Source organism: Caldicellulosiruptor obsidiansis OB47 (assembly GCF_000145215.1).
GTDB classification, from domain to species: Bacteria; Bacillota; Thermoanaerobacteria; order Caldicellulosiruptorales; family Caldicellulosiruptoraceae; genus Caldicellulosiruptor; species Caldicellulosiruptor obsidiansis.
Map to the genome: position 1 here is coordinate 1,894,555 of NC_014392.1, position 25,134 is coordinate 1,919,688.

Annotated in this window: 28 protein-coding genes and 2 tRNA genes; 8 read left to right on the forward strand and 22 right to left on the reverse strand. The window is 35.2% G+C overall.

Annotated elements, in window-relative coordinates; all coding sequences use genetic code 11:
• Nucleotides 1-15: 15 nt before the first annotated feature.
• From wecB to COB47_RS08860, 12 genes are all read right to left on the reverse strand, one after another.
• On the reverse strand, nucleotides 16-1,173 hold the full coding sequence (gene wecB, locus COB47_RS08805; protein WP_013291030.1) for a non-hydrolyzing UDP-N-acetylglucosamine 2-epimerase: 1,158 nt from the start codon (nucleotides 1,171-1,173) through the stop codon (nucleotides 16-18).
• 28 nt (nucleotides 1,174-1,201) lie between these two features.
• Complete coding sequence (locus tag COB47_RS08810) at nucleotides 1,202-2,104, reverse strand: radical SAM protein (RefSeq protein ID WP_013291031.1); 903 nt, start codon at nucleotides 2,102-2,104, stop codon at nucleotides 1,202-1,204.
• Between the two features lie 19 nt (nucleotides 2,105-2,123).
• Nucleotides 2,124-3,590, reverse strand: coding sequence for a coproporphyrinogen III oxidase (locus tag COB47_RS08815; RefSeq protein ID WP_013291032.1), 1,467 nt, complete (start codon nucleotides 3,588-3,590; stop codon nucleotides 2,124-2,126).
• Nucleotides 3,591-3,646: 56 nt separating this feature from the next.
• A complete protein-coding gene (locus tag COB47_RS08820) occupies nucleotides 3,647-4,243 on the reverse strand; it encodes an MBL fold metallo-hydrolase (protein ID WP_013291033.1) in 597 nt (198 codons plus the stop codon).
• Nucleotides 4,244-4,281: 38 nt separating this feature from the next.
• A complete protein-coding gene (gene dtd / locus COB47_RS08825) occupies nucleotides 4,282-4,731 on the reverse strand; it encodes a D-aminoacyl-tRNA deacylase (RefSeq protein WP_013291034.1) in 450 nt (149 codons plus the stop codon).
• A gap of 5 nt (nucleotides 4,732-4,736) precedes the next feature.
• Entirely contained in the window at nucleotides 4,737-6,917 is a 2,181-nt protein-coding gene (locus COB47_RS08830) for a RelA/SpoT family protein (RefSeq protein WP_193343282.1), read from the reverse strand.
• Nucleotides 6,918-6,948: 31 nt separating this feature from the next.
• Nucleotides 6,949-7,476, reverse strand: a complete 528-nt coding sequence (locus COB47_RS08835) for an adenine phosphoribosyltransferase (protein WP_013291036.1) — start codon at nucleotides 7,474-7,476, stop codon at nucleotides 6,949-6,951.
• A 176-nt stretch (nucleotides 7,477-7,652) separates the two neighbouring features.
• Nucleotides 7,653-8,345 (reverse strand): stage II sporulation protein R, encoded by a 693-nt coding sequence (locus COB47_RS08840; RefSeq protein WP_013291037.1) that lies wholly within the window; start codon nucleotides 8,343-8,345, stop codon nucleotides 7,653-7,655.
• A 79-nt stretch (nucleotides 8,346-8,424) separates the two neighbouring features.
• A complete protein-coding gene (locus COB47_RS08845) occupies nucleotides 8,425-9,684 on the reverse strand; it encodes a Ger(x)C family spore germination protein (RefSeq protein WP_408605201.1) in 1,260 nt (419 codons plus the stop codon).
• A 32-nt stretch (nucleotides 9,685-9,716) separates the two neighbouring features.
• Nucleotides 9,717-10,817: a GerAB/ArcD/ProY family transporter gene (locus tag COB47_RS08850; protein WP_013291039.1), complete on the reverse strand. Its 1,101-nt coding sequence runs from the start codon at nucleotides 10,815-10,817 to the stop codon at nucleotides 9,717-9,719.
• A complete protein-coding gene (locus COB47_RS08855; RefSeq protein ID WP_013291040.1) occupies nucleotides 10,814-12,409 on the reverse strand; it encodes a spore germination protein in 1,596 nt (531 codons plus the stop codon). The genes COB47_RS08850 and COB47_RS08855 overlap by 4 nt, the downstream gene beginning before the upstream one ends.
• A gap of 37 nt (nucleotides 12,410-12,446) precedes the next feature.
• Nucleotides 12,447-12,641 carry a CLC_0170 family protein gene (locus COB47_RS08860; protein ID WP_013291041.1) on the reverse strand — a complete coding sequence of 65 codons (195 nt, stop codon included), beginning with the start codon at nucleotides 12,639-12,641 and terminating at the stop codon, nucleotides 12,447-12,449.
• Between the two features lie 130 nt (nucleotides 12,642-12,771).
• On the opposite strand from COB47_RS08860, the gene COB47_RS08865 reads away from it, so the two are divergent.
• The 4 genes from COB47_RS08865 to COB47_RS08880 all read left to right on the forward strand — a co-directional run bounded on the left by COB47_RS08865 (nucleotide 12,772) and on the right by COB47_RS08880 (nucleotide 16,785).
• On the forward strand, nucleotides 12,772-13,224 hold the full coding sequence (locus tag COB47_RS08865; RefSeq protein ID WP_013291042.1) for an ACT domain-containing protein: 453 nt from the start codon (nucleotides 12,772-12,774) through the stop codon (nucleotides 13,222-13,224).
• A gap of 29 nt (nucleotides 13,225-13,253) precedes the next feature.
• Nucleotides 13,254-14,510, forward strand: a complete 1,257-nt coding sequence (locus tag COB47_RS08870) for a homoserine dehydrogenase (RefSeq protein WP_013291043.1) — start codon at nucleotides 13,254-13,256, stop codon at nucleotides 14,508-14,510.
• 29 nt (nucleotides 14,511-14,539) lie between these two features.
• Nucleotides 14,540-15,463 (forward strand): homoserine kinase, encoded by a 924-nt coding sequence (gene thrB / locus COB47_RS08875; RefSeq protein WP_013291044.1) that lies wholly within the window; start codon nucleotides 14,540-14,542, stop codon nucleotides 15,461-15,463.
• Nucleotides 15,464-15,555: 92 nt separating this feature from the next.
• Nucleotides 15,556-16,785, forward strand: coding sequence for an aspartate kinase (locus COB47_RS08880; RefSeq protein WP_013291045.1), 1,230 nt, complete (start codon nucleotides 15,556-15,558; stop codon nucleotides 16,783-16,785).
• A 52-nt stretch (nucleotides 16,786-16,837) separates the two neighbouring features.
• Here COB47_RS08880 and COB47_RS08885 read toward each other — a convergent pair whose 3' ends face one another.
• Complete coding sequence (locus COB47_RS08885) at nucleotides 16,838-17,644, reverse strand: sugar phosphate isomerase/epimerase family protein (protein WP_013291046.1); 807 nt, start codon at nucleotides 17,642-17,644, stop codon at nucleotides 16,838-16,840.
• A gap of 148 nt (nucleotides 17,645-17,792) precedes the next feature.
• On the opposite strand from COB47_RS08885, the gene COB47_RS08890 reads away from it, so the two are divergent.
• Complete coding sequence (locus COB47_RS08890; RefSeq protein WP_013291047.1) at nucleotides 17,793-18,191, forward strand: nucleoside triphosphate pyrophosphohydrolase family protein; 399 nt, start codon at nucleotides 17,793-17,795, stop codon at nucleotides 18,189-18,191.
• A gap of 93 nt (nucleotides 18,192-18,284) precedes the next feature.
• Complete coding sequence (locus tag COB47_RS08895) at nucleotides 18,285-18,842, forward strand: DUF4364 family protein (protein ID WP_013291048.1); 558 nt, start codon at nucleotides 18,285-18,287, stop codon at nucleotides 18,840-18,842.
• Between the two features lie 60 nt (nucleotides 18,843-18,902).
• Here COB47_RS08895 and COB47_RS08900 read toward each other — a convergent pair.
• Together COB47_RS08900 and COB47_RS08905 are read right to left on the reverse strand one after the other, a co-directional pair.
• Nucleotides 18,903-18,978 (reverse strand) — tRNA-Ile (locus tag COB47_RS08900).
• 10 nt (nucleotides 18,979-18,988) lie between these two features.
• Nucleotides 18,989-19,063 (reverse strand) — tRNA-Asn (locus COB47_RS08905).
• A 238-nt stretch (nucleotides 19,064-19,301) separates the two neighbouring features.
• On the opposite strand from COB47_RS08905, the gene COB47_RS08910 reads away from it, so the two are divergent.
• Entirely contained in the window at nucleotides 19,302-19,919 is a 618-nt protein-coding gene (locus COB47_RS08910) for a GNAT family N-acetyltransferase (protein WP_013291049.1), read from the forward strand.
• Nucleotides 19,920-19,974: 55 nt separating this feature from the next.
• Here COB47_RS08910 and COB47_RS08915 read toward each other — a convergent pair whose 3' ends face one another.
• The 7 genes from COB47_RS08915 to COB47_RS08945 form a co-directional block, all read right to left on the reverse strand.
• Complete coding sequence (locus tag COB47_RS08915) at nucleotides 19,975-20,256, reverse strand: spore coat protein (RefSeq protein ID WP_013291050.1); 282 nt, start codon at nucleotides 20,254-20,256, stop codon at nucleotides 19,975-19,977.
• Between the two features lie 21 nt (nucleotides 20,257-20,277).
• The gene (locus COB47_RS08920) at nucleotides 20,278-20,478 is read right to left on the reverse strand and encodes a hypothetical protein (protein ID WP_013291051.1); all 201 of its coding nucleotides are present in this window, start codon (nucleotides 20,476-20,478) and stop codon (nucleotides 20,278-20,280) included.
• 83 nt (nucleotides 20,479-20,561) lie between these two features.
• A complete protein-coding gene (locus COB47_RS08925; protein WP_013291052.1) occupies nucleotides 20,562-21,233 on the reverse strand; it encodes a L,D-transpeptidase family protein in 672 nt (223 codons plus the stop codon).
• Nucleotides 21,234-21,356: 123 nt separating this feature from the next.
• Nucleotides 21,357-21,743, reverse strand: a complete 387-nt coding sequence (panD, locus tag COB47_RS08930; protein ID WP_013291053.1) for an aspartate 1-decarboxylase — start codon at nucleotides 21,741-21,743, stop codon at nucleotides 21,357-21,359.
• Between the two features lie 5 nt (nucleotides 21,744-21,748).
• A complete protein-coding gene (gene panC / locus COB47_RS08935; RefSeq protein WP_013291054.1) occupies nucleotides 21,749-22,597 on the reverse strand; it encodes a pantoate--beta-alanine ligase in 849 nt (282 codons plus the stop codon).
• Nucleotides 22,597-23,391: a 3-methyl-2-oxobutanoate hydroxymethyltransferase gene (gene panB, locus COB47_RS08940; RefSeq protein ID WP_013291055.1), complete on the reverse strand. Its 795-nt coding sequence runs from the start codon at nucleotides 23,389-23,391 to the stop codon at nucleotides 22,597-22,599. Before panB ends, panC begins: the two co-directional genes overlap by 1 nt.
• A 5-nt stretch (nucleotides 23,392-23,396) precedes the next feature.
• Nucleotides 23,397-24,236, reverse strand: a complete 840-nt coding sequence (locus COB47_RS08945) for a Rossmann-like and DUF2520 domain-containing protein (protein WP_013291056.1) — start codon at nucleotides 24,234-24,236, stop codon at nucleotides 23,397-23,399.
• A gap of 312 nt (nucleotides 24,237-24,548) precedes the next feature.
• On the opposite strand from COB47_RS08945, the gene COB47_RS08950 reads away from it, so the two are divergent.
• Entirely contained in the window at nucleotides 24,549-25,067 is a 519-nt protein-coding gene (locus COB47_RS08950; protein ID WP_013291057.1) for a ferritin, read from the forward strand.
• Nucleotides 25,068-25,134 lie beyond the last annotated feature (67 nt).

The window sequence follows — 25,134 nt, forward strand, 5'->3', positions numbered from 1 at the left end:
TTAAAGCACTTTTTTTCACACGTACATATCGCTCCCACGAAACTCATCAGGCTCTTTGCTGCTTTCCCCAAAATGATATAGAAGCGCCTCTTTTATTCTCCTTGAAGCCTCTCCATCACCATATGGGTTCACAGCCCTTGCCATCTTAAAATACTCTTTTTCATCTGTTAAAAGGCTTGTAACAATCTTAACTATGTTTTCTTTTTGAGTTCCTGCAAGAACAACTGTTTTTGCTAAAACAGCTTCTGGTCTTTCTGTTGTATCGCGCAGAACAACTACGGGTTTTCCCAAAGACGGTGCTTCTTCCTGAAGCCCACCAGAGTCTGTTAAAACCAAATAGCTTCTTGCGATGAGGTTGTGCATATCATCAACATCAATTGGATTTATCAGTTTTATCCTTGGATGGTCTTTTAAAATCCTGTACGCAACATCCTTGACATTTGGATTTAGATGTACAGGGTATACAAAAACTACATCGTCAAACTCATTTGCAATCTTCAGGACAGCCTCAAAAATATTTTCGAGCGGTTTTCCAAAGTTTTCTCTCCTGTGAGCAGTGAGAAGAATTACTCTCTTTGAAAAATCCACATTGTTTAGATTATCTTCTTTGAAAATATAATTTTTCTTAATAGTAAATTTAAGTGCATCAATAACAGTGTTACCTGTTACAAAGATGGTTTCTTCCTTTACACCTTCTGCCATCAAATTCAACTTTGCCCTTTTTGTAGGTGCAAAATGAAGATCACAAAGAGCTGCTGTCAGTTTTCTATTCATCTCTTCAGGAAAAGGTGAATATTTGTTGTATGTTCTTAAGCCTGCCTCAACATGTCCAATCTTCGTTTTAAAATAAAAACTCGAGAGTGCTGCCGCAAATGTGGTTGTTGTATCGCCATGCACAAGCACAATATCCGGTCTTTCTTTCACCAAAACCTTTTCAAATCTCAAAAGCACATCAGCAGTTATAGAAAATAAGCTCTGGTTGTATTTCATTATGTCAAGGTCATAATCAGGTTTAATATAAAAAATCTCAAGTACCTGGTCAAGCATCTGTCTGTGCTGTGCTGTAACACATATTTTAACATCAAAGCGCAAGTCTTCTTGTAACTCCTTTACAAGCGGTGCCATTTTTATTGCCTCAGGTCTTGTCCCAAATACAATGAGTGTTTTTATCATTATATAAAGCTCATCCTCTCTTGTAATTTTAAATACCTTCTAAATCAAAATCAGGCGTATATCTGTCTGTTGCTGACTCTTTGTCTTGAATGTATCCATAATCAAGACCATTTTCAATAACAAAGTTTACAACCTTCTGATATTCTCTTACTGTAATCTTCCTTGAAATTTCTTTAAATTCCTTTGCTCTGTACATAGGATAATACTGGCTCATAAGACTCAGCATAACTTTTCCTTTTAAATTATCTCTTATCCAGCTCAAAATCTTTATAGAATCATTTGTGTGCATTGGAAGTACCAAATGGCGAATTATAACACCTTTTTTCATTATACCATTTTCTATAACAACATCACCAACAAGTTCAACCATCTTTAATATTGACTTTGAAGCAAATTCGAAATATCGTGGAGCATTAGAATATTTTTTTGCAATTTCATCGTCAAAATATTTAAGATCTGGTAAAAATATGTCCACATATCCTCTCAAAAGTTCTAAGGTTTCTGGTTTTTCATATGAAGATGTGTTGTACACAATGGGAATTCTAAGACCCTTTTCCCTTGCAATGTCAATTGCCTCAATTATATATGGAACATAAATGGTTGGTGTCACAAGGTTTATATTGTGAGCACCTTTTGACTGAAGGTTCAAAAAGATAGTAGCAAGTTTATTTACATCTATGAACACACCAAATCTCATCTGGCTTATTTCATAATTTTGGCAAAACACACAGCCCATATTGCACCCAGAAAAAAATACTGTACCAGAACCGTTTTTTCCAGAGATACATGGTTCTTCCCAGAAATGCAAAAAGGCTTTTGCAACCTTAACGCCCCCTGCAATTTTGCAAAAACCCATTTCTCCTTCTATTCTATTTACTCCACACTCGCGCGGACATATCCTGCAATTTCTCAAAACCTCCTGAGAAAACAAAAATTTAATTCCCCCCTCTTCAAATCTCAATATTCATCATTCTTGAAATATAGAGCTTTATATCAGCAGGATTAAAAACTCTTTCTATTTTATCTCCTTCGTAGACAAATTTTGACACAGCTTTTGCACCACAAGCATAGATATTGTGTTTTTCCTGCATTATCATCACATTGTAAAGCCCTTCAAATCCTCTTTTGCAATATCCAACATTTTCAAAGTTCCCTATCATATTTTTCTGTCTATACATGTAGTATGGAACGTAGCCACGTTCCTCTAAGATAGATTGTGTCCAATCAAGAAGTTCATTTACAGTTTCTTCATTCATAAATTTATATTCATCCCATCTAAACCTTAAAAGGCTTGCCCTTTTTATGGAAAGTGTGTGAATGGTAATTGAAGCAGGAGAAAGTTTTAAAACATCCTCAATTGTCTTTCTATAATCATTCTCATCTTCGCCAGGAAGCCCTAATATTACATCACTGTTTATATTTTTAAAACCATATTCGTAAGCTTGCGCAAATGCCCTTTTTATATCTTCAAATGTGTGGTTTCTACCTATTATTTTCAAAGTGTTGTCGTTCGAAGTTTGAGGGTTTATACAAAACCTGACATTCAAATCTTGGTTGATCTCTACTAGATACTGCAAAAGTTCTTCATCAATTGTATCAGGCCTTCCTGCCTCAAATGTAATCTCTCGAATATGGTCTTTTTCAAGATTCTCAAATAGACTTGTGAAAATCTTTTTTATATTCTCTATGCCTATTACTGCAGGACAACCACCACCAAAATAGACTGCAACAATTCTGTTTTTGTTTTCCTCTATCTTTTGATATGTCTTTTCAAGTTCACAAATGAGGCTATCTGTATACATTCCTATTAAACTTTTTACCTGCCTTGTCATCTCGTGGCAGGAAAAAGAACAGTAAAGACACCTGGTCGGGCATATTGGAATACCTATGTACAAACAAGCCGAAGAAGGCTCAAGTTTACTTAAAATATTCATTTCATTCTTTGCAACCTTTAAAAGAAGTTTTGATTTTTTATCAGAAATATAATATCCTTCTTGTAGGAACTTGTATATCTCTTCGTCTTTCAGACCCTGCTCCAACAAAGGGTATACAATCTTTGTGGGTCTTATTCCTGTTAAAATCCCCCATGGAAGCTCTCTTTTTGTTTCTTGTTTTAAAAGGTCATAAAGGTTTCTTCCAAATATCCTTTTTGACTCATGTTCATCATCTACAAGAATAAAATCTTTTTGAATAGTTTTATCCTGCACCTGCAGTTTTAAAAATACCTTCATCCCTTCAAAATGTGCCTCAAAATGAATGTCTCCACCATGACCAAACTTTACCTCCGCACCAGGATAAAATGCCCTTATTATATGCTGAAAATCATACAAAAACCTTTGGCTGTTAGAAAAATACGTTATTCTCAAATTGTGTTCTACCCCTTTTGCAAAAAATGATTTTTCGCACAATATTAGCACAATAAAAATAAAAAACTTATAGCATTATTTTGTGCTATAAGTCAGCAATGTATTTATTAAAAGTTTTTAAGCTCATCACCAATGGTAGTTGGCACACCATGCCCTGGATAAACTTTTGTTGTTTTTGGAAGTACCAAAAGCTTCTCCTTTATAGACTTAAAAATCTGACTTTCATCACCAAGTGGTAGGTCACACCTGCCAAAAGAATCCTTAAACAACGTGTCGCCCGAAAACAAGATGTTATCATACAAAAAACAGCTCGAACCAGGTGTATGCCCTGGTGTGTGCAATACTTTCAATGAAAAATCAGCAAATTCAAATACATCTCCATCTTCAAAGTAGCCATCACAGTTTATCTTTATTTTTGAACCAATTAGATACGACAGGTTGTATGCTGGATTTGATAAGATCTCCTTTTCGGCCCTGTGCGCATAAACTGGCAGTTTAAATCTCTGTCTTAGATAACAGCAGCCCAAAAAATGGTCAAAATGTCCGTGCGTCAAAAGTATGGCTCTTGGAATAAGATCATTTTCCACAATAATGCTCTCAATTTTTGTTGCATCATCTCCCGGGTCAATAATGACAACCTCTTTTTTTCCAAACACATAACAGTTTGTCACAACATCCCCAACTTCAATGCATTTAAAAAACATCAAATTCTTTACCCCCTCTACTTTCTTGAAAAAACAACTCAGAAAACCTTCTTACTATCAAGCAAAACTGTCACAGGTCCGTCATTTAAAATAGCTACCTCCATACGCGCCTGAAAAACTCCACATTCAACCTTTTGCACTTTCTGTTTAAGCTTTTCAACAAAGTAGTTATACAGCCTTTCTGCCTTTTCCTTTTCTGCTGCAAACATGAAGTTTGGTCTTCTTCCTTTTCTTGCATCTCCCATCACTGTAAAATTTGAGATAGCCAAAACTTCACCGCCTACGTTCATCAAAGAAAGGTTGAACTTTGAGTTCTCATCCTCAAATATTCTAAGGTTTACAACCTTTTCACAAAGATAATCAGCATCCTCTTCTGTATCATCCTGTGCAACCCCAACAAGCAAACAAAGACCTTTTTGGATTCTTCCAACCTCTTTGCCATCAACCAAAACATAAGCTTCTTTTACTCTTTGAACAACAGCTCTCAAATTCTTTAGCCTCCTTTTACACGCTGAACCTCAAATACACTGTCAATTTTTCTAAGTTTTCTTATAATCTTTTCAAGCTGTTCTGTTGAGCTTATTTCAACAGTAAGATTTATATTGGCAATTCTGTCTCGCGTAGTCCTACCCTGTATAGCCTTTACCGAAATCTTATTCTCACCAAGCAAGTTTGTTATGTCCATCAGTATTCCTGTCCTGTCATTTGCAAGAACGTTGATTGTAGCGTCAAACTTTGCATCTTTTGTCACATTCCATTCAGCCTCAACAATCCTCTCTGGCTCTTTTAAATACTGTTCAACATTTGGACAATCACGCCTGTGGATTGAAACACCTCTTCCCCGCGTGATGTATCCTATCACTTCATCACCAGGTACCGGGTTGCAACATTTTGCAAATCTCACAAGAACATTTTCAACACCTTTTACAAGTATTCCGTTATTTGAAGAAGCCTTCGCAGGCTTTGGTTTTTCAAGCTGAAGTTCTTTTTCACCGTCTTCTTTGATGTATTTCTTTATCTCCTCTTTTATCCTCAGAGCCACCTTAGTTGGTGTAATACCACCATACCCAAGTGCAGCAAACATGTCTTCAGGTGTTCTGTAGCCATATCTTTGCGAAACTGTCTGCAGCACATCCTCTTTTAGAGCAAATTGTAAGGGTAGATTTAGTTTTTTGAGCTCTTTTTCCAATATATCTTTGCCTTTTTGAATATTCTCTTCTTTTCTCTCTTTTTTAAACCATGCGTTTATCTTGCTCTTTGCTTGAGGACTCTTGACAATCTTAAGCCAGTCCTGGCTTGGACCATGGACGTTCGGCGATGTAATAATCTCGACAATATCACCATTTTTGAGCTCATAATCAATGGGGACAAGCTTGCCGTTTACCTTAGCACCTGCCATCTTATTACCTATCTCACTGTGAATTGCATATGCAAAATCTATCGGTGTCGAACCCTGTGGCAGGTTTATAACATCGCCTTTTGGAGTAAAAACAAAAACCTCGTCAGAAAAGAGGTTTATTTTTAATGACTCCATAAACTCTTTTGCGTCTTTCAGCTCTTTCTGCCACTCCAAAAGTTCTCTCAACCATGCAAACTTTTCATCCTCATCAGTTGACTTTATCCTTCCCTCTTTGTACTTCCAGTGTGCGGCAATACCATACTCGGCTGTCCTGTGCATATCAAATGTTCTTATCTGCACCTCAAATGGCTCACCTTCAGGTCCTATTACAGTTGTGTGAAGTGATTGGTACATGTTTGGTTTTGGCATTGCAATGTAGTCTTTAAACCTGCCTGGCATAGGCTTGAACAGAGTATGAATTATTCCCAAAACTCCATAACAATCTTTTACAGAATTTACAATAATTCTGATAGCAAAAAGGTCATAAATCTCTTCCAAAGTTTTCCCCTGTTCCTTCATCTTACGATAGATACTGTAAAAGTGCTTTGGTCGTCCATCTATCTGACCAACTTCAATGTTTGCCTCTTTTAGTTTCTCTGAAATAAGAGAAATAATCCTTTTGATATACTCTTCCCTTTCTACCCTCTTTTTTGCAATCTTTTCAACAAGGTCATAATATCCTTCAGGGTCAAGATAGCGCAGTGACAAGTCTTCAAGCTCCCATTTTATCTTTGAAATTCCAAGTCTATGGACAAGCGGAGCATATATGTCAATTGTTTCCTGAGCCTTTTGTCTTTGCTTCTCAGGTGGAAGATATTTTAAAGTTCTCATATTATGGAGCCTATCTGCAAGTTTAATTAAAATGACCCTTATATCTTTTGCCATTGCGATGAGCATTTTGCGATAGTTTTCTGCCTGTCTTTCAAGCTTGCTGGTAAATTCAAGCTTGCCAAGTTTTGTGACTCCATCTACAAGCTCAGCTATCTCTTTACCAAATTCCCTTTCTATATCCTCTAAAGACGCAGAAGTATCCTCTACAACATCATGCAGAAGACCTGCAACAATTGATGCAATATCAAGCTCTAAATCTGCCAAAATCAGCGCAACCTCAAGAGGATGCACTATGTATGGCTCACCAGAACTCCTTGCCTGTCCTTCGTGATACTTTTGGGCAAATTCAAATGCTTTTTTAATAAGATCTATATCTTCCTCTGACGCATACCTTTTTACTCTCTCTATCAGCTCATTTAACCTGTCAATCAAATCTAATTTCACCTCGATGGACCTTTTGCAGGTCCACTTGTTTTTATATCAAAGAAGACTCAAATTGAACAACAGATCTGACATCATATCCTTTTAAATTTTCTCTTCCGTTGAGGTATGTGAGTTCAACAAGGTATGCAATCCCTACAACCTCACCGCCAAGCTTTTCAACAAGTTTTATGTTTGAAAGTGTTGTACCCCCTGTTGCTAAAAGGTCGTCGATTATCACAATCTTTTGACCAGGTTTTATAGCATCAATATGCATCTCAAGCACATCTTTTCCATATTCAAGCTCATATTCAACTGAAACTGTCTTGTAAGGAAGCTTACCTTTTTTTCTGACAAGAACAAGCCCTTTGTTCAGTACGTATGCAACAGGTGCACCAAATATAAACCCTCTTGATTCTGGTCCAACAATAAGTTCAAAGTCAAGATCTTTGACTAAATCCACAAGAGAATCTATAGCATATTTGAATGCATCCTTGTCCTGCAAAACTGTTGTTATATCAATAAAATCTATACCCTCTTTTGGAAAGTTCAAAACATGTCTGAATTTCTCTTTTAAGTTCATTAAATCTTCCTCCTATTACTTAAAATTTTTAATTTATTACGTTATTAAGTATATCAAAAAAAACTATCATTTTTAAATACTCTAAATGCTAAAAAAAATAAAAGCTCTTTCAGCAAGCTTACAAAAAGCTTTGCTAAAAGAGCATTTCAACGCCTCATTAATACCTTGTTTTAACCCTATATGCTTCTGAAAATACGTTTAAACCATGCCTCTTTATAAAATTTTGTTTTCAAAATCTCATATATCTTGAGTCTTAACTTTACAGGCATACTATCCATGCTACCATAACTTGTTGCAATCAAATATTCTTTCTTTGAAAGTGAACTTTTGAGTTCTTCCCTTGCTTCAGCTGGAAGTTCCAGCTTTGCTTCATCCACTATACAAAGCGGCGGAAATATAACACACCACCAGTTTTTACCTTTACCATCACCTATTAAAACCTTAACACAGTCATATATACCTGATGGAAAAAGAAAATTGTTATAAACTCTGTTTGGAAATAAATCTCTTTGAATAGTTATTCTTACCTTGTAATTCTTTCCTTTTTCCAGTAAAGCCTGTTTGATATAATTTTCAATTTGATATCTTCTTTTATCGATATCTTTTAAGACTTGATATTTACCCTTAGAAAAATCTATATTATTTGATAAAAACTCTATAATCTTATCTCTAACAAATAGTTTTAACTCTTGGTCCTCCTTTGAATTACTATTTGCTATAACATGAAGTCTAACAACCGATGCAGATAAGTCTTTTTGCAGAGACTCTACCTTTTGGAAATTTAAAAACTCATAAATCAAAATAAAACTCAAAAATGATAAAACTGATGCTAAAATGTATGCTCTTGAAACTCGAATTTTCTGTATCATCCCTCTTTTTTCCTCTCAAACAAAAATTATTTCTATTTTTAGCATTCACTCAGAAAACAAAATTTATACATAAAAATCTTTAATAAATTGTTCCGCTTCGTCTTAGCCTTACATCTGGTATAACCTCTATATCTATTTTCTTAAACTCAACATCCCAGTTTTTTTTGAGCTTTTCCCAATCTTTTGCCCTCCTCTTTGAAATTAAATCCCCTATTCCCAAAACATCAGCATTATATTTATACTTTAACAGATAGATAAGATCTTCTGCTCTTGTTTTTAAAATTTTGTTTAGCTCATTTTGAATATACCTCCTCATAGGATCATCTAAAACTTTGTACCCACTTTTGAATACAAACTCAATAACTTCACCTTCTATCCTTAGATTGTAAACAATCTTTAGTCTTCCTTTTTCATTTTTAATTTTCTTTTTAGTTTGAATCTCTGTAGTAACAAATGGAATATACGTTGATTTGTACTTCAAATCGTCAATAAACGTGTGCTTTGCCTTGCCCATGAGAAGCTTATAGATTTGTAGCTGCTTTTCATTCATCCAGCCAACAAACCTGAAATTTTTAAATACAGCAGCACCAGCTACTTTTAACGTCTCAATTCCAGGTTCAACCCTCGATATAACCGCACAGTTCGAATTTATAAAGCTATTTACAACTTGACTTAAAGGTGTATCAATTACCCTTCCATAAATTGATGCATTTTTTGATATCTCAAAGAGATGAATACCAGTTACAGGCTGAACAAGTGGCATTGTGTTCAGAACATCTCTTGCTGTTGTTTCAGAAACAAGCAAAAATGTGTTTTGAGGAATATCACTCTCTCTACTTAGCCCATCTAAAACTTCTTTCATATACCCTGGCTCTTCTACTAAATCTCTTCCCAGCACAATAACTTTTAAATATCCATAATATAGTCTTTTATTTATTTCTCTTTCAAGGTAATTTCTTATACCTATTACATCATTGGCAGGTCTTACAAACAAAAATCTCATCTGCTCATCTGGTTTAGAATCTTTTCCAATGGTTCTGAGGTTTGGGAAAAGCACTGTTATCGCAAACTTATATTCATTTTTGCTGTTTGGAAGGGGGGGTTTTACCTTTCTTTTTGTTTGTGGATCAATTCCTTTCTGGTCTGTTTTAATATCGGGCTTTTTCTGTTCAGGAGAAAATTTCTGAGTTCTTCTGTCAAGATCAATATACTCACTGCTTTCATATTTGTTCAAATCGCTCGGGTCATACTTGTCAACACCAAGTGCAAGAACATAACCCCTGTCTTCTATTTCGACTCTATCCCAGCAACCTGACAAGAAAAAGGTAAGAAAAATCATCAAAATTGCTAAAGCTGCTTCTTTTTTTATCCTCACGTTTTTTTCACCTTCCTTTTGACAAAAAGGACAGTGTATGTGACAAGTGGCAAAAATAAAACAAGAAAGGTTGCAAAAAAGTAACTAAAATAGTCCATAAACTTCTGTGTTTCAGATATATTTTGAGGAATTAAAGAAAGAATATAAATAAATGGTAGTTGTAAAAATACAAAAAAGTTGTGTTCCTTGGTATTAAAAATTCTTGCCAAAATCAAACCTGTTGTCATTAAGAAAATAATCTCTGTTGTATATGTGGTTATCATCCATAGAGCAACTACTATGCTTTCTGGTCTTTCTATAACAATTTCCAAAACTGTAACATCTCTAAAAAGATTTAATGTTGGCCATATCATGGTCTGCATCTCTTTTGCTCCAAAATCAGCTGTTGCAAATATAATTATTATTTCATAGAGCAAAACTGTGACCAAAAAACCGAAAAAAGCACTTTTGATGAGCTTGTCTTTCCTTCTTATATAGGGCATGAAAAACAAAAATACCTCAAATCCCAAAAAACTAAATATTGTTGTTCCAATCCCCTTGAGAAGTTTTGAAAATGAAATATTTAAAACAGGAAGTAGATTTGAAAAATCCAGTCTTTGATAGACAAAAAAGCTTAATATAACAATTATTAGAACAATTCCCGGCATAAGCACTTCGCACATTCGTGCAATTACTTCTATCCCATACCTTGAGAGATAGGCACATGAAAGAAGAAATGTAATTATCAAAACTTCATTGGGTGTCAGTGTAAACAAAAATTCTTTTGCTGTTTCAGCTATAAGCCTTGTTTCAAAAGATGAAAAAATTATAAAATATATGACATACATAATCGAAAAAACAGTTCCAACTATTTTCCCAAATGCATTTGTTAGAAGTTCAATTACAGTTACGTCTGGGTCTAACATAGTAAGTTTAAAAATTAAAAGAAAAGCCAGAAATGATAGCATTCCGCCAAGTAACACAACGAACCATCCATTTTGTTCAACAGTTTTTGCAACAGATGAAGGCATAAACATTATCCCAATTCCTATCATTACAGATACAAACAATACAAAACACTGAAAACTGGAAATTTTATCGTTATCATTTATTATCATTTTTTATTTTCACCTGCCGATGCGGGTATTGAACTTCTTTCATGCAGCATTCTGATTTTCTGATGGGTTGAAGCAAATATAGGTCTTGCCCACAGATATCTTGTTGGAAGTCTTATAATAGAATCTTTGTAATCCATTATCTCAAATGAAACAAATGGAGACAAATACGGCACACCAAAGCTTTTAGTTTTTACAAGATTCCCAAGTATTATAAGACTGAGAAGGATAAATCCGTAAATTCCCAAAGCTGCGCAAACAATAATATATACAAATTTCAATAATCTTAATGAGATAGAAAAATTATATGCAGGTATGGCAAACGAAGCAATTGCCGTTGTTGCCACAAGTATAACCATAATAGGTGATATTATACCTGCTTGAACTGCAGCCTGTCCTATTATAAGTCCACCAACAATACCAATTGTCTGCCCAATTGGACCAGGAAGACGTAACCCCGCCTCTCTTAAAAGCTCAAGCATAAACTCTAAAAACAGTGCTTCAACAAATACTGGAATTGGCACACCTTCTCTTGTCGCTGCTATAAAAAGTCCAAGATCAGGTGGAATCATGCTTGGTGTAAATGACGATATAGAGATATAAAAACCTTGAAGGGTCATAGCAATGACAGCTGCTATCACCCTCAAAATTCTTATAACAGTTGCTATATGCCATCTTTCATAGTAATCTTCTGAGTGTTGAATAAATGTTGAAAATGTAGCAGGAACTATCAAAGCAAGGTTGGTATTATCACATAAAATAGCAACTCTGCCTTCATAAATTGCCGCAACCACTGTGTCAACCCTTTCAGTATGCTGTATTGTTGGAAACACACAAAATATATCGTCTTCGATAAACTGTTCTACCATACCAGACTCCATTATTGCATCAATATCTATTTTTGAAAGTCTTTGTTTTACTTCATTTAAAACATCTTTATCAACAATATCATCTATATAAACAATATATATATCTGTTTGAGAACGTCTTCCTAATTTTATATTCTTAACCTTAAGTCTTGTATCTCTTACTCTTCTTCTAATAAGTGCTGTCGAAAACCTTACAACTTCATTAAAACTGTCGCGCGGACCTCTTACAGCATTTTCTGAGATTGGCTGTTGAATACCTCTGTTTGGAAAACTTCTTGTAGAAACTCTTATTATCCTGTCAGCCCCGTCCACAAATAGAAGTGTCTCTCCACAGAGAAGGTCTAAAATAGCATCTTTAAAACTTGTAACCTCTTTTATATCAGATGTTGCAAGGAGAGTATTAAGAATTTTGTTATATGCATCTTTTGGAGAAATCTCTTCTTTAAACAGTTGTACTTCTACCATGAGATGTTTTATTACATCTCTGTCAATTATCTCTCTGTTCACAAGCCCGTCAACAAAGATGGTTGCACATCTTATATTACCTGCTAAAAAGTTTCTTATTACAATGTCGTCGTTGTCAACAAGCAATTCTGTTATATATTTTATGTTTTCATCAATAGACGAAAAGATTTTCTCTTGAGCTTCAACAAATGCTTTTGTTTCTCTCTGCTGAAAATTTTTTTTCCTTTCTTTTTTACGTTTTATTATTTCAATAAACCCCATTGTTCTCCACCTCATTGAGACTAATACTAGTTGTGTTTTATATAAAAAGTTTTACGATACACATTAAGATGCCAACACATACAAGAAAAATACCAGTTATCTTCGCAAGTCTCATTTCTCTTCGCAAATTTTTAGATTTCAGTTCTTTTATATCCAACAAAAATATCAAAATACCACTCAAAATAAACATCAGTATACTGTACTTTGTTATGATATCCGAAAGTTTTATCATCTGAAGCCAAATTCTCCTTTCTACCACTTAATATGCAATATAAATATTATTTTTATACTTGAATTTTTTAAAAACATATGCTAAAATCCATTCCATAAAGACATTTGTCTTTTATAGGTGAACAATAAATATGCTAAAGAAAGATGCCACATATTATATAGTTGAAGAAAGTGTATTGCCTGAAGTATTTTTGAAAGTTGTCAAAGCAAAAGAGCTGTTAGAAAAGGGTGAAGTGAAAGCTGTAAATGAAGCTGTAAAGATGGTGGGGATTTCAAGAAGTGCTTTTTACAAATATAAAGATTGTATATTCCCTTTTTTTGAAAGTTCTCGTGGCAAGATTATAACTCTTGCTCTTGTTTTAAAAGACATCCCTGGAATTTTGTCAAAGATATTAAACATTATTTCTGACACAAATGCAAACATTCTTACAATTAATCAAAACATTCCTCTTGGCGGAATTGCAACTGTGTCAATTTCTATCAGAACATCTGGGATGACAAAGTCTGTTAAAGATTTAATTCTCGAGATTGAAAAGGTTGATGGTGTTAAAAAGATTGAGATTTTGGGAAGAGAAGAGTATTAAAAAGGTTTTGAAAAAGGAGGGAAATAGAAGTGGCAAAGGTTGCAATAATGGGTTTTGGAGTTGTCGGTTCAGGTGTATGGGAAGTTTTGACAAAAAATGCATCATCAATTGCAAAAAGAGCAGGGGAAGAAATATCGGTAAAATACATTCTTGACATTCGCGATTTTCCTGACCATCCTGCAAAAGATTTGATGATAAAAGACTTTGATGTGATACTCAACGACCCCGAAGTTTCAATTGTTGTTGAGACAATAGGTGGGCTTGAACCTGCATACACTTATACAAAAAAACTTCTTTTAAATCGAAAACATGTCGTAACATCCAACAAGGAACTTGTTGCAAAACATGGTCCTGAACTTTTAAAGATTGCTAAAGAAAATAACATAAATTACCTCTTTGAAGCAAGTGTTGGTGGAGGAATTCCTATTATAAGACCTCTTCAAAACTGCCTTGCAGGAAATCAAATTACAGAGATCGCTGGAATTTTAAATGGTACAACAAATTATATTCTAACCCAGATGAAAAAATATTCTCTTTCGTTTGAAGACGCTCTAAAAGAAGCCCAGGAAAAAGGATACGCAGAAAGAAATCCAAGCAATGACATTGAAGGTCATGACGCATGCAGAAAAATTGCAATCCTCTCATCTATTGCATATTCTCATTATGTAAACTATGAAAATATTTATACAGAAGGTATATCCAAGATAACAAAAGAGGATATGGAGTATGCCGAAGAGCTTGGGTGCACAATAAAACTTATTGCAATGAGCAAAAAGTTGGACAATAAAAGAGTATTTGCAAGAGTCTCACCACTTATGATATCTTACAAAAGTCCTTTTGCAAATGTGGATGATGTATTCAATGCAATTTTAGTAAAAGGCGATGCAATTGGTGATGTAATGTTTTATGGTCAAGGTGCCGGGAAGCTTCCAACAGCAAGTGCTGTTGTTGGCGATATAATAGACATTGTTAAACATATTGATAAGTCTTATGTCTACACATGGGCAATATCTGGTGACATTGAAGTTGTTGACATTGAAAACACATCCTGCAGGTTTTTTGTAAGAGTCAAGTATAAAGACTACACAAAGGCAAAAGATGCTGTGTCTCTCATCTTTAATGACTGCATGATAGTAAACACACATAAACCAATAGGTACAAATGAATTTGCTTTTGTCACTCATGAGATGAAAGAAAGTGAGTTTAAAGAAAAAATCTCTCAGCTTGAAAAGATTCCTGTTGTGGAAAAGGTTTTGTCTATTATAAGATACGATGAAAATATATAAGTAAAAATGTCTGGAGGTAAGCTGAAAAAATGATTTCTGTGAAGGTTCCGGCATCATCGGCAAACCTCGGTGCCGGATTTGACTGTATGGGCGTTGCTTTAAAACTTTATAATATTATTGAAGTTGAAGAGATTGAAAAAGGACTTATAATTACTTCATCCCCGGATGACCCATCAATAGCAAAAGACGAAAATAATCTCGTGTTTAAAGCAATGAAAACTGTATTTGATGAGGTTGGCTGGTATCCAAGAGGGCTTAGGATAAACCTTATAAACGAAATCCCTCTGACGCGCGGGCTTGGTTCTTCTGCTGCATGTATCTCAGGTGGAATATATGCTGCAAATCTTCTGTGTGGCGGAAAACTATCTGAAGAAGAGATGATTTACTTAGCTGCAAAAATGGAAGGACATCCAGACAATTCAACACCCGCAATGATTGGTGGGCTTGTGTTTGCGGTGCTGGAAGACAAAAAAGTAAATTATATAAAATTTGTTGTACCGTCAAGACTCAAGTTTGCAGTGTTTATTCCTGATTTTCAGCTATCAACAGAATATGCAAGAAATATTTTGCCAAAATACATTGAGTTTAAAGATGCTGTGTTTAACATTGGCAGAGCGGCGCTTTTTGCAAGCGCAATTACAACAGGAAACTATGAGCTTTTGCCCGCAGCAACACAGGATAGGCTTCACCAGCCTTACAGAAAAAAACTTATCCCCGACTTTGATAAAATTGTTAATCTGGCTTTAGAAGCTGGAGCAAAAGGAGCATTTTTGTCTGGTGCAGGGCCTTCTATAATTGCTCTTGTTGATGAAAATTATGAAATTTTTGAACAGAATGTCAAAAACGTACTTGCAAGTATTGAACTTTCGGCTAATTGGGACTTTATGATTTTAGAAGCCGACAATAGCGGCGCAACAGTTTTTTCTGTTCAGAGCACAAGTTTAAAAAGATAAAGTCAATCATTTAAAAGTGTAATATAATATTATCAAAGTAGTTTTATAAAACTTTTAGCCTATTGATATTACTTACATGGGAGGGAAAAATCTTGGGAATAGTTGTGCAAAAGTATGGTGGAACATCTGTTGCAGACAAAGAAAGAATATTTCGAGCAGCAAGGCGGGCAATTAGCGAGTACGAGAAAGGAAACAAGGTTGTAGTTGTTGTTTCAGCTCAAGGTGACACAACAGACGAGCTTATTGAAAAGGCAAAAGAGATAAATGAAAATCCTTCAAAAAGAGAAATGGATATGCTCCTTTCCACAGGTGAGCAAATTTCAATTGCACTTATGGCAATGGCAATTGAAAAGCTGGGGTATCCTGTTATATCGCTCACTGGCTGGCAAGCAGGAATAAAAACAGACAGCCACTATTCAAATGCGAGAATTGTTGAAATTGATACAGAAAGGCTCCAAAGAGAACTTGATAAGAGAAACATAGTTGTTGTTGCAGGTTTTCAAGGAATAAACAAGTACGATGATATAACCACGCTGGGGCGTGGCGGTTCTGATACCACAGCTGTAGCTTTGGCTGCCGCATTGAAAGCTGATAAATGCGAAATATATACAGACGTGGACGGGGTTTATACAGCAGACCCAAGAATTGTCCCAAATGCTTCAAAGCTCAAAGAAATCTCTTATGATGAGATGTTGGAGCTTGCTACACTTGGGGCAAAGGTTTTGCATAACAGGTCTGTAGAACTTGCAAAAAAATATAATATTCCTCTTGTTGTAAGATCATCTTTTAATGATAATGAAGGAACAATTGTAAAGGAGGTAAATTCGGTGGAAAAGCTTTTAGTATCCGGCGTTGCGTGCGATAAGGATATTGCAAGGGTTGCAGTGATTGGAGTTGAAAATGTTCCAGGCAAGGCATTTCAGATATTTTCACTTTTGGCAAAAGAAAATATAAATGTTGACATAATTTTGCAGTCAATTGGAAGAGAAAAGACAAAGGATATATCCTTTACAGTATCAAAGAGCAACTTAAAACAGACACTTGATGTTTTGACAAAGAATTTGCACGTAATTGGTGCAAAGGATATAACATATGCTGATAATGTCGCAAAGGTATCTATTGTAGGTGCTGGAATGGTCAACAATCCAGGCGTTGCTGCAATGATGTTTGAAGCACTCTATGATGCAGGTATCAACATTGAAATGATTTCAACATCAGAAATCAAGATTTCAGTTTTAATTGATGAAAAGGATGCAGACAAAGCTGTCAGAGCTATACATGACAAGTTTAAACTTCACCTTCTGAACAGTAATGGGAAATAAAAATAAGCAAGAGGGGCTGAGCAAAGTTGTAAATTATCAGCCCCTCTTCTTTTTATTTTATTATCTTCTTGATTCTATTAATAAACTCCAAAAACACAATTCCCGGCTCTTCAAGATCAGAAAACCATCTTTTTACCCATTCAAAAGAAATATAACCGCTGTAGCCTTGCTGCAAAAGAAGATCTATGGCCTTTTCAATAGGCACATCACCCTCGCCTATCATCTTAAATACAAGCTTGCCATTTTCAATCTTTGAGTCTTTTATATGAACATGCTTTATATATCCTTTCAAATTGCTAAAAGTTTCTTCAATATTCTCCTTAAAAAACCTGAAAGGATGGTGAATATCCCACACAACACCAACATTCTCATATGGTACATCTTCAAGCAATTCAGCAAGCCTTTTTGACTCTGCCCACACGCCATTTGTTTCAATCAAAATGTCAACATCATACTCTTTTGCCATGTCGCACAGCTTGCAAAGCATCTCTTTTACAAATTCCTCATCGATATTTTCTCCAGGTGTTATCCACCTATCACCTAAAACCCTTATGTATTTGCAAGAAAGCTCTTTAGCAAGTTCAATATGCGCTTTTGCAGACTTTAATATGTTTTCTTGGTAAGATTTTTCAAATATATAACATGATGTTGCCAAACATGAAATCTCCAAATTCAGTTCTTTTAACCTCTTTTTTGTCAGTGGCAAGTTTTCAGGAGCAAAAGGTTCTGCTTTATATACTTCAAGTTCATCTCCAAGTCCTCTCAGTTCAATACCGTCATATCCAAAGTCTTTGGCAGCAGCTAAGATCTCATCCCAGGTAAAGTTAGGACATCCTACTGTTGAAAAGCCAATCTTCATTAAATTGTATTTCCTCCTTCGCAAAAATGCTGTTTTTAATATTTTACTACTTTGTTTTTGTTATGAAAAGCCATTTGTAAAATTCTATTGACATTTGATTTTGAAGAAATTTATAATTAAACTAAAGTTGTTTTTTTAGGAGTGAAAGATGTTGAAGGATATCTTTATAGACGATTTTCAATATGTTGTCGATGAACTTTTGATACGAAACAAAAGTATACTTGATAGCCTTACAAAGTTTTCTGAATCGGCAGCACGTGTCAACAGAAGCATAATAAAATCGGTCACAAACTGTGGATGCATAAGAATAAATGCTAAAAAACAGGAGATTCCTATAGATGTGAGCTTGAAAGAAGCAAAAAAGTACCTCAAAACACATGTTGAAGGACAGCTTTGTGAAAATTGTAGAGATCTGATTGAAAAAGAGATTGGAAGCACATTATTTTATTTAGCTTCAATCTGCAACACTTTAGATTTGAACCTGTATGATATCATAATCAAAGAAATTGAGAGAATGAAGACACTGGGAGAATTTAACTTAAGGTAAGATGCCAGTTTTTAAAACGGACAAAAATATACAAGCCGCCATATTTACAAACACCATATGGCGGCTTTAAAAGTAAAAAAGGAGTGGAAAAAGATGGCTGATGAGTTCAACGAAATACATACCCTTGCCCAAAACAAGCTCATAATCTTATTTTTCTTAAGTAAGATAAACATTCCCATTCCTATCCAGCAGCTTGACGAGTTTGTCCTCTCAACAAAGTACATGAACTTTTTTGAATACCAGCAGTATCTCAAAGAACTGGAAGCTCAAAAGCTAATTCATAAATATGATGATGAGATCAGAACGTATATTGAGATATCACAAACTGGTAGAGATGTCCTAAACATTCTTTTGGATTTGCTTCCAAAAGCTATAGTCGAGGAAGTAGAAGAATACATAAAAAAGAATTATAGAAAGATTAAACTCAATACAGAAATCTATTCTGATTATAAAATTCTCAGCCCGACCGAATACATAGTTATATGTTCTCTTCGTGAGGGAAACAGTGTCTTATTTGAAATAAAAGTAAATGTACCACATGTTGAGATTGCAAAAAGGATTTGTAAAAATTGGAATAAAAATGCTGAAACAGTATATAGATTACTTTTTGAAAACCTAGCACGAAATCATGAAGAGCCTGAAAAAGAATAGTAGAATATATAAAAAACAAAAAAGCAAGTCTTTTTAAAGACTTGCTTTTATTTTTAAAATTGGTGGGCCCTTAGGGATTCGAACCCCAGACCAACCGGTTATGAGCCGGCCGCTCTACCAGCTGAGCTAAAGGCCCTTAATAAAATTGGCTCCCCGGGTAGGATTCGAACCTACGACCCTCCGGTTAACAGCCGGATGCTCCACCGCTGAGCTACCGAGGAACCTCTCTTTCTTTTTGTCTTCGGCGTCTTCTGTTTCCCGCCGTCGACATTATTTATTATACTTATAAAAGATTTTTTGTCAATATCCTTTTTAAAAAATTTTTGTTGTAATATTTTGGAAAGCATTCCCTACAAAACTCTTATTTTTCTTTCTTTCTTCTTCAAAAACGGGTATAATTAAATAACAAACGTAACAAAGCATTTAAAAAAGATTTGTTATTTCAGCAAGGTGAGTCGTATGATAAGATGTGCAAAGTTTTCTGACCTTCCCCAGATAGCACAAATTTTCAGAGAAGCTTTTTCTGATAGCATTGAGTTCTACTTTGAGAATAGAATCAAAAACTCTGCCATAGAAGACATATTCAAAGTTGTGCTCATTGCAGAACCTCATGGTTTCTTGGTCTATGAAGATGAAGAAAATAAAAAGATTGCAGGGTATATATGTGTTGTCAGAGACATCAAAAAGGTATGGATAGCTGCAATCTTGACCCTTTCGTTTTTAAAGTGGACTATCAAATGGCTTTTGGGCCTGTACGGTTTTGGCATAAGAGCTATATGGAAAATACTTTCTAACAAGCTTGACTTTTTCAGATTTCAAACACGATATGCAAGCGAAGTCTCTGCACAAATTCTTTCTATTGGAACGCTAAAAAGCTACAGAGGAAAAAGTATTGGAACAAAACTTGTTGAAGCAGGACTTGAATTTTTAAAATCAAAAGGAGTAAAAGAAGTAAAATTAGAGGTGCGACCAGATAATCTACCTGCTATAAAACTATACAAAAAATTTGGATTCTATCAAATTGGAATGTCTCAAGACCCTCAAGGTAAATGGATTGTTATGAAAAAAAATTTCTAAAAATCAAAAAGGGCAGCCTTTTAAAACTGCAGGTCTGCCCTTTAAACAAAGGTTCTTACATCGAGACCATCTGGATATTGCTCTGAATTGTTTGAACATCCCTTTGTGCCTTTGTAATATCTTCTTGTTTTGCCATCTCAACAGGGTACCAGCCCTTTTGCGAGAGGAAATCAAAAATCTGTTTTTGATGGTCAAATACCCTGTTTAAAACTGACATAGCTTCTCTTCTGAGGGCATTGTTTGTGCTCTCTAAAACTAAGTTTGTCAAAGCTGTTGCCTGAAGCTTTAAAGAGTTCAAAAGTGAAAAAGCAATATCTCTGTCTGAAAGTGTCTTCATGGCTATCACCCCTTTTTTAGGTTATTGAATGCTTGGATTTTCAATAAATCTTGACAGGATGTTTATGTCACTTTTGTAGTGGTTTACACACTGCTGGCATAGGTTCTTTAAAGATACATCTGTAATCTGATCAGAAACTCCTGCAATAAAGTTGATAGAATTTTGCATCATCTTGATATTGTCTTCTAAAAACATGAGCTCTTTTGAGGTAATGTTAGCCACTTTCTTCAAACCTCCCTTTTTTGAAGTTTTAATCTTGGTGTTTCAAAAGCTACACAAATTATTTTTTTATTTTTAAACTGCTTTTATTCAAATAAATAAAAACCCATTTTTCTTAGCAAATATGGTGTAATCTTGTTGGTTACAGGAAGCTTATTTTTCTTCTGGTATAAATTTACTGCATATTCAAGTGCTGCTCCATACTTGCCATCGATGCTCCCTGAATAAAATCCGAGTTTTTTGAGCCTTCTTTGAACTGCCATAACATCCTCTCCAGTATCACCCGGGTAGATTGTTCTAAAACCATTTCTAAACTCTCCATATATGCCTTCTGAAATTACTACTGTAGTTCCAACAGAAATATATGAAAACAGTTCTTTCACATCCTTGTTGAGCATTCTAACACAGCCTTTGCTCACATGAGCCCCTATATAATTTTCATATATCGTTCCATGAATGCCATATTTGCCATATACAACATTTAGCCCCATCCACCTTCCTCCAAACCCTTCACCCCAGTAGTCTTTTGATATTATCTTAAATGTGCCAACTGGAGTAGGAGTTGAAGGCTTGCCTGGTGAAATTGGATATGACTTGTATAAAATCCCTTCTTTAAATACATATAGCCTACTGTCATCAATTGAGACATATATAAGATACGAATTCTTGTTGTGGTTTGATATACCCGAGATGGCTATTAAAGGTATTAAAATAACAAAAATTGAGAGTACAACCTTGAGTGGACTTTTTCTTTTCATTTTTACAATTTAAATCTTAGCACTTCAATAGATATAGTTTATGCAAAAGACAGAAATTTTATTAAAAAATTGAAGGCGGGGATTGAAAATCTGCTTTTCCCCACCTCTGAAATTCAAAATTAATTAACAAATACATTCAGATTGCTCTTCTTTATCCGAAAGTCTTACAATCCTGTTTTCATCATCCACAAACACAATCTTTGGCTTGTGATTATAATACTCTTCCATGGTGAGAAGACAGTATGCCATTATAATTATCTTATCGCCCACCTGCACAAGACGTGCTGCTGCTCCGTTTAGGCAAATAGTTCCGCTGCCTTTTTCACCCTTTATTACATAAGTTTCAAATCTCTCGCCGTTGTTTATATTCACAACTTGCACCTTTTCATTTTCATATATTCCGGCTGCTTTCATCAACTCCTCATCAATCGTGATGCTACCAACATAGTTTAGATTTGCCTCTGTAACGGTTGCTCTGTGAATCTTAGACTTTAAAACCTCAATGAACATCTTTGCTATTTCGCCTCCACCACAATGTTGTCTATAAGTCTTGCTTTTCCAACAAAAACAGCAAGAGCTATGAGAACCTTTCCTTCAACCTTTGAGATTACTTCAAAATTATCACTATTTACAAATTCAATGTAATCAATCTTTGTATATTTTTCTCTTAAAATCATCTCTTCCATTGCCTTTTTTATAACTGATACCTCTTTTTCTCCTTTTTCAATCATCTCTTTTGCCAAATTCAAAGCCCTGTACAAAACGGTTGCAGATTTTCTTTCCTCTTCAGAAAGATATACATTTCTCGAGCTCATTGCAAGCCCATCTTGCTCACGGACAATCGGACAGGGAACTATCTCAACGTCAAGATTTAGGTCTTTTACCATCTGCTTTATGACAGCAAGCTGCTGAGCATCCTTTTGCCCAAAGTAAGCTCTGTCCGGATTTACAATGTTAAACAGCTTTAATACGACTGTTGCAACACCATCAAAATGACCCGGCCTTGATTTGCCGCACATCATTTCTGTTATCTTCTTCACTGACACAACTGTTTTAAAATCTTCGGGATACATCTCTTCTACCGACGGATAAAATATATAGTCAACACCCTCTTTTCCGGCAAGGGTTTTGTCCCTCTCAAAGTCGCGCGGGTATCTCTCATAATCCTCATTGGGTCCAAATTGAATAGGATTTACAAATATGCTCATAATGGTAATATCGTTTTGCTGTTTAGAAAGCCTTACCAAGCTCAAATGTCCTTCATGCAGATACCCCATTGTTGGAACAAAACCAATTGATTTGCCTTCTTTTTTAAGTCTTTTTACAATATCTTTCATCTCCTGAATCCTCTCCACAACAACCATCAGTAACTGTGCTCCTTTCCTGGAAATTCTCCTTTTTTAACCTCTTCAATGTACCTTGTCACAGCATCTTTGATTATATTCCCTACTTCAGCATATCTTTTTACAAACTTTGGCTTGAAATCTTCATACATGCCAAGCATGTCATAACACACAAGCACCTGACCATCACAGTATGGTCCTGCACCTATCCCAATTACAGGTACTTTTACACTCTCTTGAACCTGTTTTGCAACATTAGCTGGCACTTTTTCAAGCACAATTGCAAATACCCCAGCTTTCTCAAGTTTTTTAGCATCTTCCACAAGTTTTTTTGCTTCAGCTTCCTCCTTTGCGCGAAGGTCATAGCCTCCAAAGATGTTGACAGACTGGGGTGTAAGCCCCAAATGTCCCATAACAGGTATCTGGGCTTTGATAACAGCCTCTATCTTATCATATACATCGTCGCAGCCTTCCATCTTGACCGCATAAGCACCTGCACGAATTAACCTTCCTGCGTTTTTCACAGCATCTTCTATTGTAGTGTGGTATGACAAAAACGGCATGTCAGCGACAACCATTGAATACTTTGCACCTCGGCTAACAGCTCTGACATGGTGCTCCATATCATCCATTGTGACCGGAATTGTAGAGTCATAGCCAAGGATCACCATACCAAGCGAATCGCCAACAAGCAGGATATCTACAGAGCAGCTGTCAAATATCTTTGCAAAGGTGTAGTCGTAAGCAGTAAGCATGGTTATTTTCTCGCCTTTTTGTTTTTTTTCAAACAGCGTCTTGGTTGTCACCTTGTTCATTTTTTTCACCACCTTACAGAATTTATAAATTGTTGAAGTTTTTCATAGACATCCTTATCGCTCTTCTCAAATATTAGATCTGCCGCAAGTTTTAAAAGTTCTAAAAAAGCAGTCTTCTTTTCATCCGGCAAAGCATTGTAGTGTTTTTGAAGTGTCAAAACATCGCCTCTTGCGGCAGGTCCTGTCAAACAGTTAAGCCTATCCTTTAAAAAATTTTCAAGTGATGCAGAAGAAAGAGGCTTTATTATGGAAAAAATAACCTCATCTTCAAGTCCGATTTTTTTATAAAGCAAATACGAAAAGTTCAAAAGAGCTACAAGGTAATTTGAAGCAACTGTTGCTGCAAGATGATAAACTACTTTGTCCTCTTTTTTGAGCTCTATATATTTATTCCCTATTTTCTGCAAAATTATCTTGGCAATCTTTTTACCTTCATCATCGCCTTCTAAAGAAAACACCGCCTTTTTTAAAATCTGGACATCTTCAGGCTGCCCTCTCAGAGTCTGAATAGGATGAAGAGAAAATTTTCCTCTGCATTCGGTTTTAATAGCATCAGACGTCAGCGCACCTGACAAGTGTCCGAGCACCTTTTGGGACAAATGTGGCGAATAAAGATTTTTAGAAACTTCTTCTATAAATGTATCAGAAATGGCTATAAAAAGCACATCAGAAGCCTCTACGAGTTTTTCAGGACTCTTAAATGCATGCGTTTTTGTCATGGAAGAAGCTTTTATGGCTTTTTCATATGTTCTGTTATAAAACCCTGTAATCTCAAGCCCATGCTCTTTAAAATAAAGCGCAAGAGAAATTCCGGCTTTAGATGCCCCATAAAAGCCTATTTTCACTTCAATATACCTCCATATAAAAACTAAAAAAGGCAGAACAGAGTCTGCCTTTTCTTTGCTTGAAAAAATTCTGTTTTCCAAGCTCATATGCAGTCCCTGTTCTTCAAAAATCAGGGCAGCGTTTTAATATTTTCAGTTTTAAATTTTTAAATATTAAGAATCTTAAAAGTATGGCTCGACAATCTTGTCGATGCCATCTTTTCATAATTAATTATACCACAACTTAGCAAAAAATATAGTGTTATTTTTTATATTTGAAAGGGTATTAATATGATTGAAAATCAAAATTTATAAATGAGAGGTGCAGTCCAAATGAAAAGTGAAAAAATCCTTGAAATGTTAAATGAACAGTTAAACAGAGAACTATTCTCGGCATACTTTTATACAGCAATGGAAGCATATTTTGCTTCACAAAATTTAGATGGTTTTGCTCACTTTTTTATGGTCCAAACAAAAGAAGAGCTTGACCATGCAAGATTGATATTTGACTATATAAACAAAATAGGTGGAAGAGTAATTTTAAAAGAGTTAAAACAGCCAAAAATAGATTATTCTTCGCCTACAGAAGTTTTTGAACTTGCACTTTCACATGAACAGTTTATAACCTCATCCATCCATGAGATTGCAAAGGCAGCTTTAGAGGAAAAAGACCTTACTACACACAATTTTTTGCAATGGTTTATAAATGAACAAGCTGAGGAAGAAGAAACAATGGACAAAATTTTAAGAAAGCTGAAATTCATAAAAGAAGACCCAAGCGGGCTTCTGTTTTTGGACAAAGAACTTTCAACAAGAGTGTACACACCGCCATCTATTCTGCAGGAAAATTAGGAGGCATCCAGTTTTTAGCCCTATTGATTTTAAAGTCCTTTTGCACTATACTATATTAGGCAATAAA

What these genes read in the sequence shown, in the direction of transcription:
- panB (WP_013291055.1), bottom strand. Translation starts at nt 23,391, where the DNA reads ATGAACAAGGTGACAACCAAGACGCTGTTTGAAAAAAAACAAAAAGGC.
- COB47_RS08850 (WP_013291039.1), bottom strand. Translation starts at nt 10,817, where the DNA reads ATGATAATAAATGATAACGATAAAATTTCCAGTTTTCAGTGTTTTGTA.
- COB47_RS08840 (WP_013291037.1), bottom strand. Translation starts at nt 8,345, where the DNA reads ATGATACAGAAAATTCGAGTTTCAAGAGCATACATTTTAGCATCAGTT.
- COB47_RS08915 (WP_013291050.1), bottom strand. Translation starts at nt 20,256, where the DNA reads ATGAAGACACTTTCAGACAGAGATATTGCTTTTTCACTTTTGAACTCT.
- COB47_RS08845 (WP_408605201.1), bottom strand. Translation starts at nt 9,684, where the DNA reads ATGATTTTTCTTACCTTTTTCTTGTCAGGTTGCTGGGATAGAGTCGAA.
- COB47_RS08910 (WP_013291049.1), top strand. Translation starts at nt 19,302, where the DNA reads ATGATAAGATGTGCAAAGTTTTCTGACCTTCCCCAGATAGCACAAATT.
- COB47_RS08885 (WP_013291046.1), bottom strand. Translation starts at nt 17,644, where the DNA reads ATGAAGATTGGCTTTTCAACAGTAGGATGTCCTAACTTTACCTGGGAT.
- thrB (WP_013291044.1), top strand. Translation starts at nt 14,540, where the DNA reads ATGATTTCTGTGAAGGTTCCGGCATCATCGGCAAACCTCGGTGCCGGA.
- COB47_RS08895 (WP_013291048.1), top strand. Translation starts at nt 18,285, where the DNA reads ATGGCTGATGAGTTCAACGAAATACATACCCTTGCCCAAAACAAGCTC.
- panC (WP_013291054.1), bottom strand. Translation starts at nt 22,597, where the DNA reads ATGGTTGTTGTGGAGAGGATTCAGGAGATGAAAGATATTGTAAAAAGA.
- COB47_RS08860 (WP_013291041.1), bottom strand. Translation starts at nt 12,641, where the DNA reads ATGATAAAACTTTCGGATATCATAACAAAGTACAGTATACTGATGTTT.
- COB47_RS08950 (WP_013291057.1), top strand. Translation starts at nt 24,549, where the DNA reads ATGAAAAGTGAAAAAATCCTTGAAATGTTAAATGAACAGTTAAACAGA.
- COB47_RS08890 (WP_013291047.1), top strand. Translation starts at nt 17,793, where the DNA reads ATGTTGAAGGATATCTTTATAGACGATTTTCAATATGTTGTCGATGAA.
- COB47_RS08925 (WP_013291052.1), bottom strand. Translation starts at nt 21,233, where the DNA reads ATGAAAAGAAAAAGTCCACTCAAGGTTGTACTCTCAATTTTTGTTATT.
- panD (WP_013291053.1), bottom strand. Translation starts at nt 21,743, where the DNA reads ATGTTCATTGAGGTTTTAAAGTCTAAGATTCACAGAGCAACCGTTACA.
- COB47_RS08865 (WP_013291042.1), top strand. Translation starts at nt 12,772, where the DNA reads ATGCTAAAGAAAGATGCCACATATTATATAGTTGAAGAAAGTGTATTG.
- COB47_RS08820 (WP_013291033.1), bottom strand. Translation starts at nt 4,243, where the DNA reads ATGTTTTTTAAATGCATTGAAGTTGGGGATGTTGTGACAAACTGTTAT.
- wecB (WP_013291030.1), bottom strand. Translation starts at nt 1,173, where the DNA reads ATGATAAAAACACTCATTGTATTTGGGACAAGACCTGAGGCAATAAAA.
- COB47_RS08855 (WP_013291040.1), bottom strand. Translation starts at nt 12,409, where the DNA reads ATGGGGTTTATTGAAATAATAAAACGTAAAAAAGAAAGGAAAAAAAAT.
- COB47_RS08835 (WP_013291036.1), bottom strand. Translation starts at nt 7,476, where the DNA reads ATGAACTTAAAAGAGAAATTCAGACATGTTTTGAACTTTCCAAAAGAG.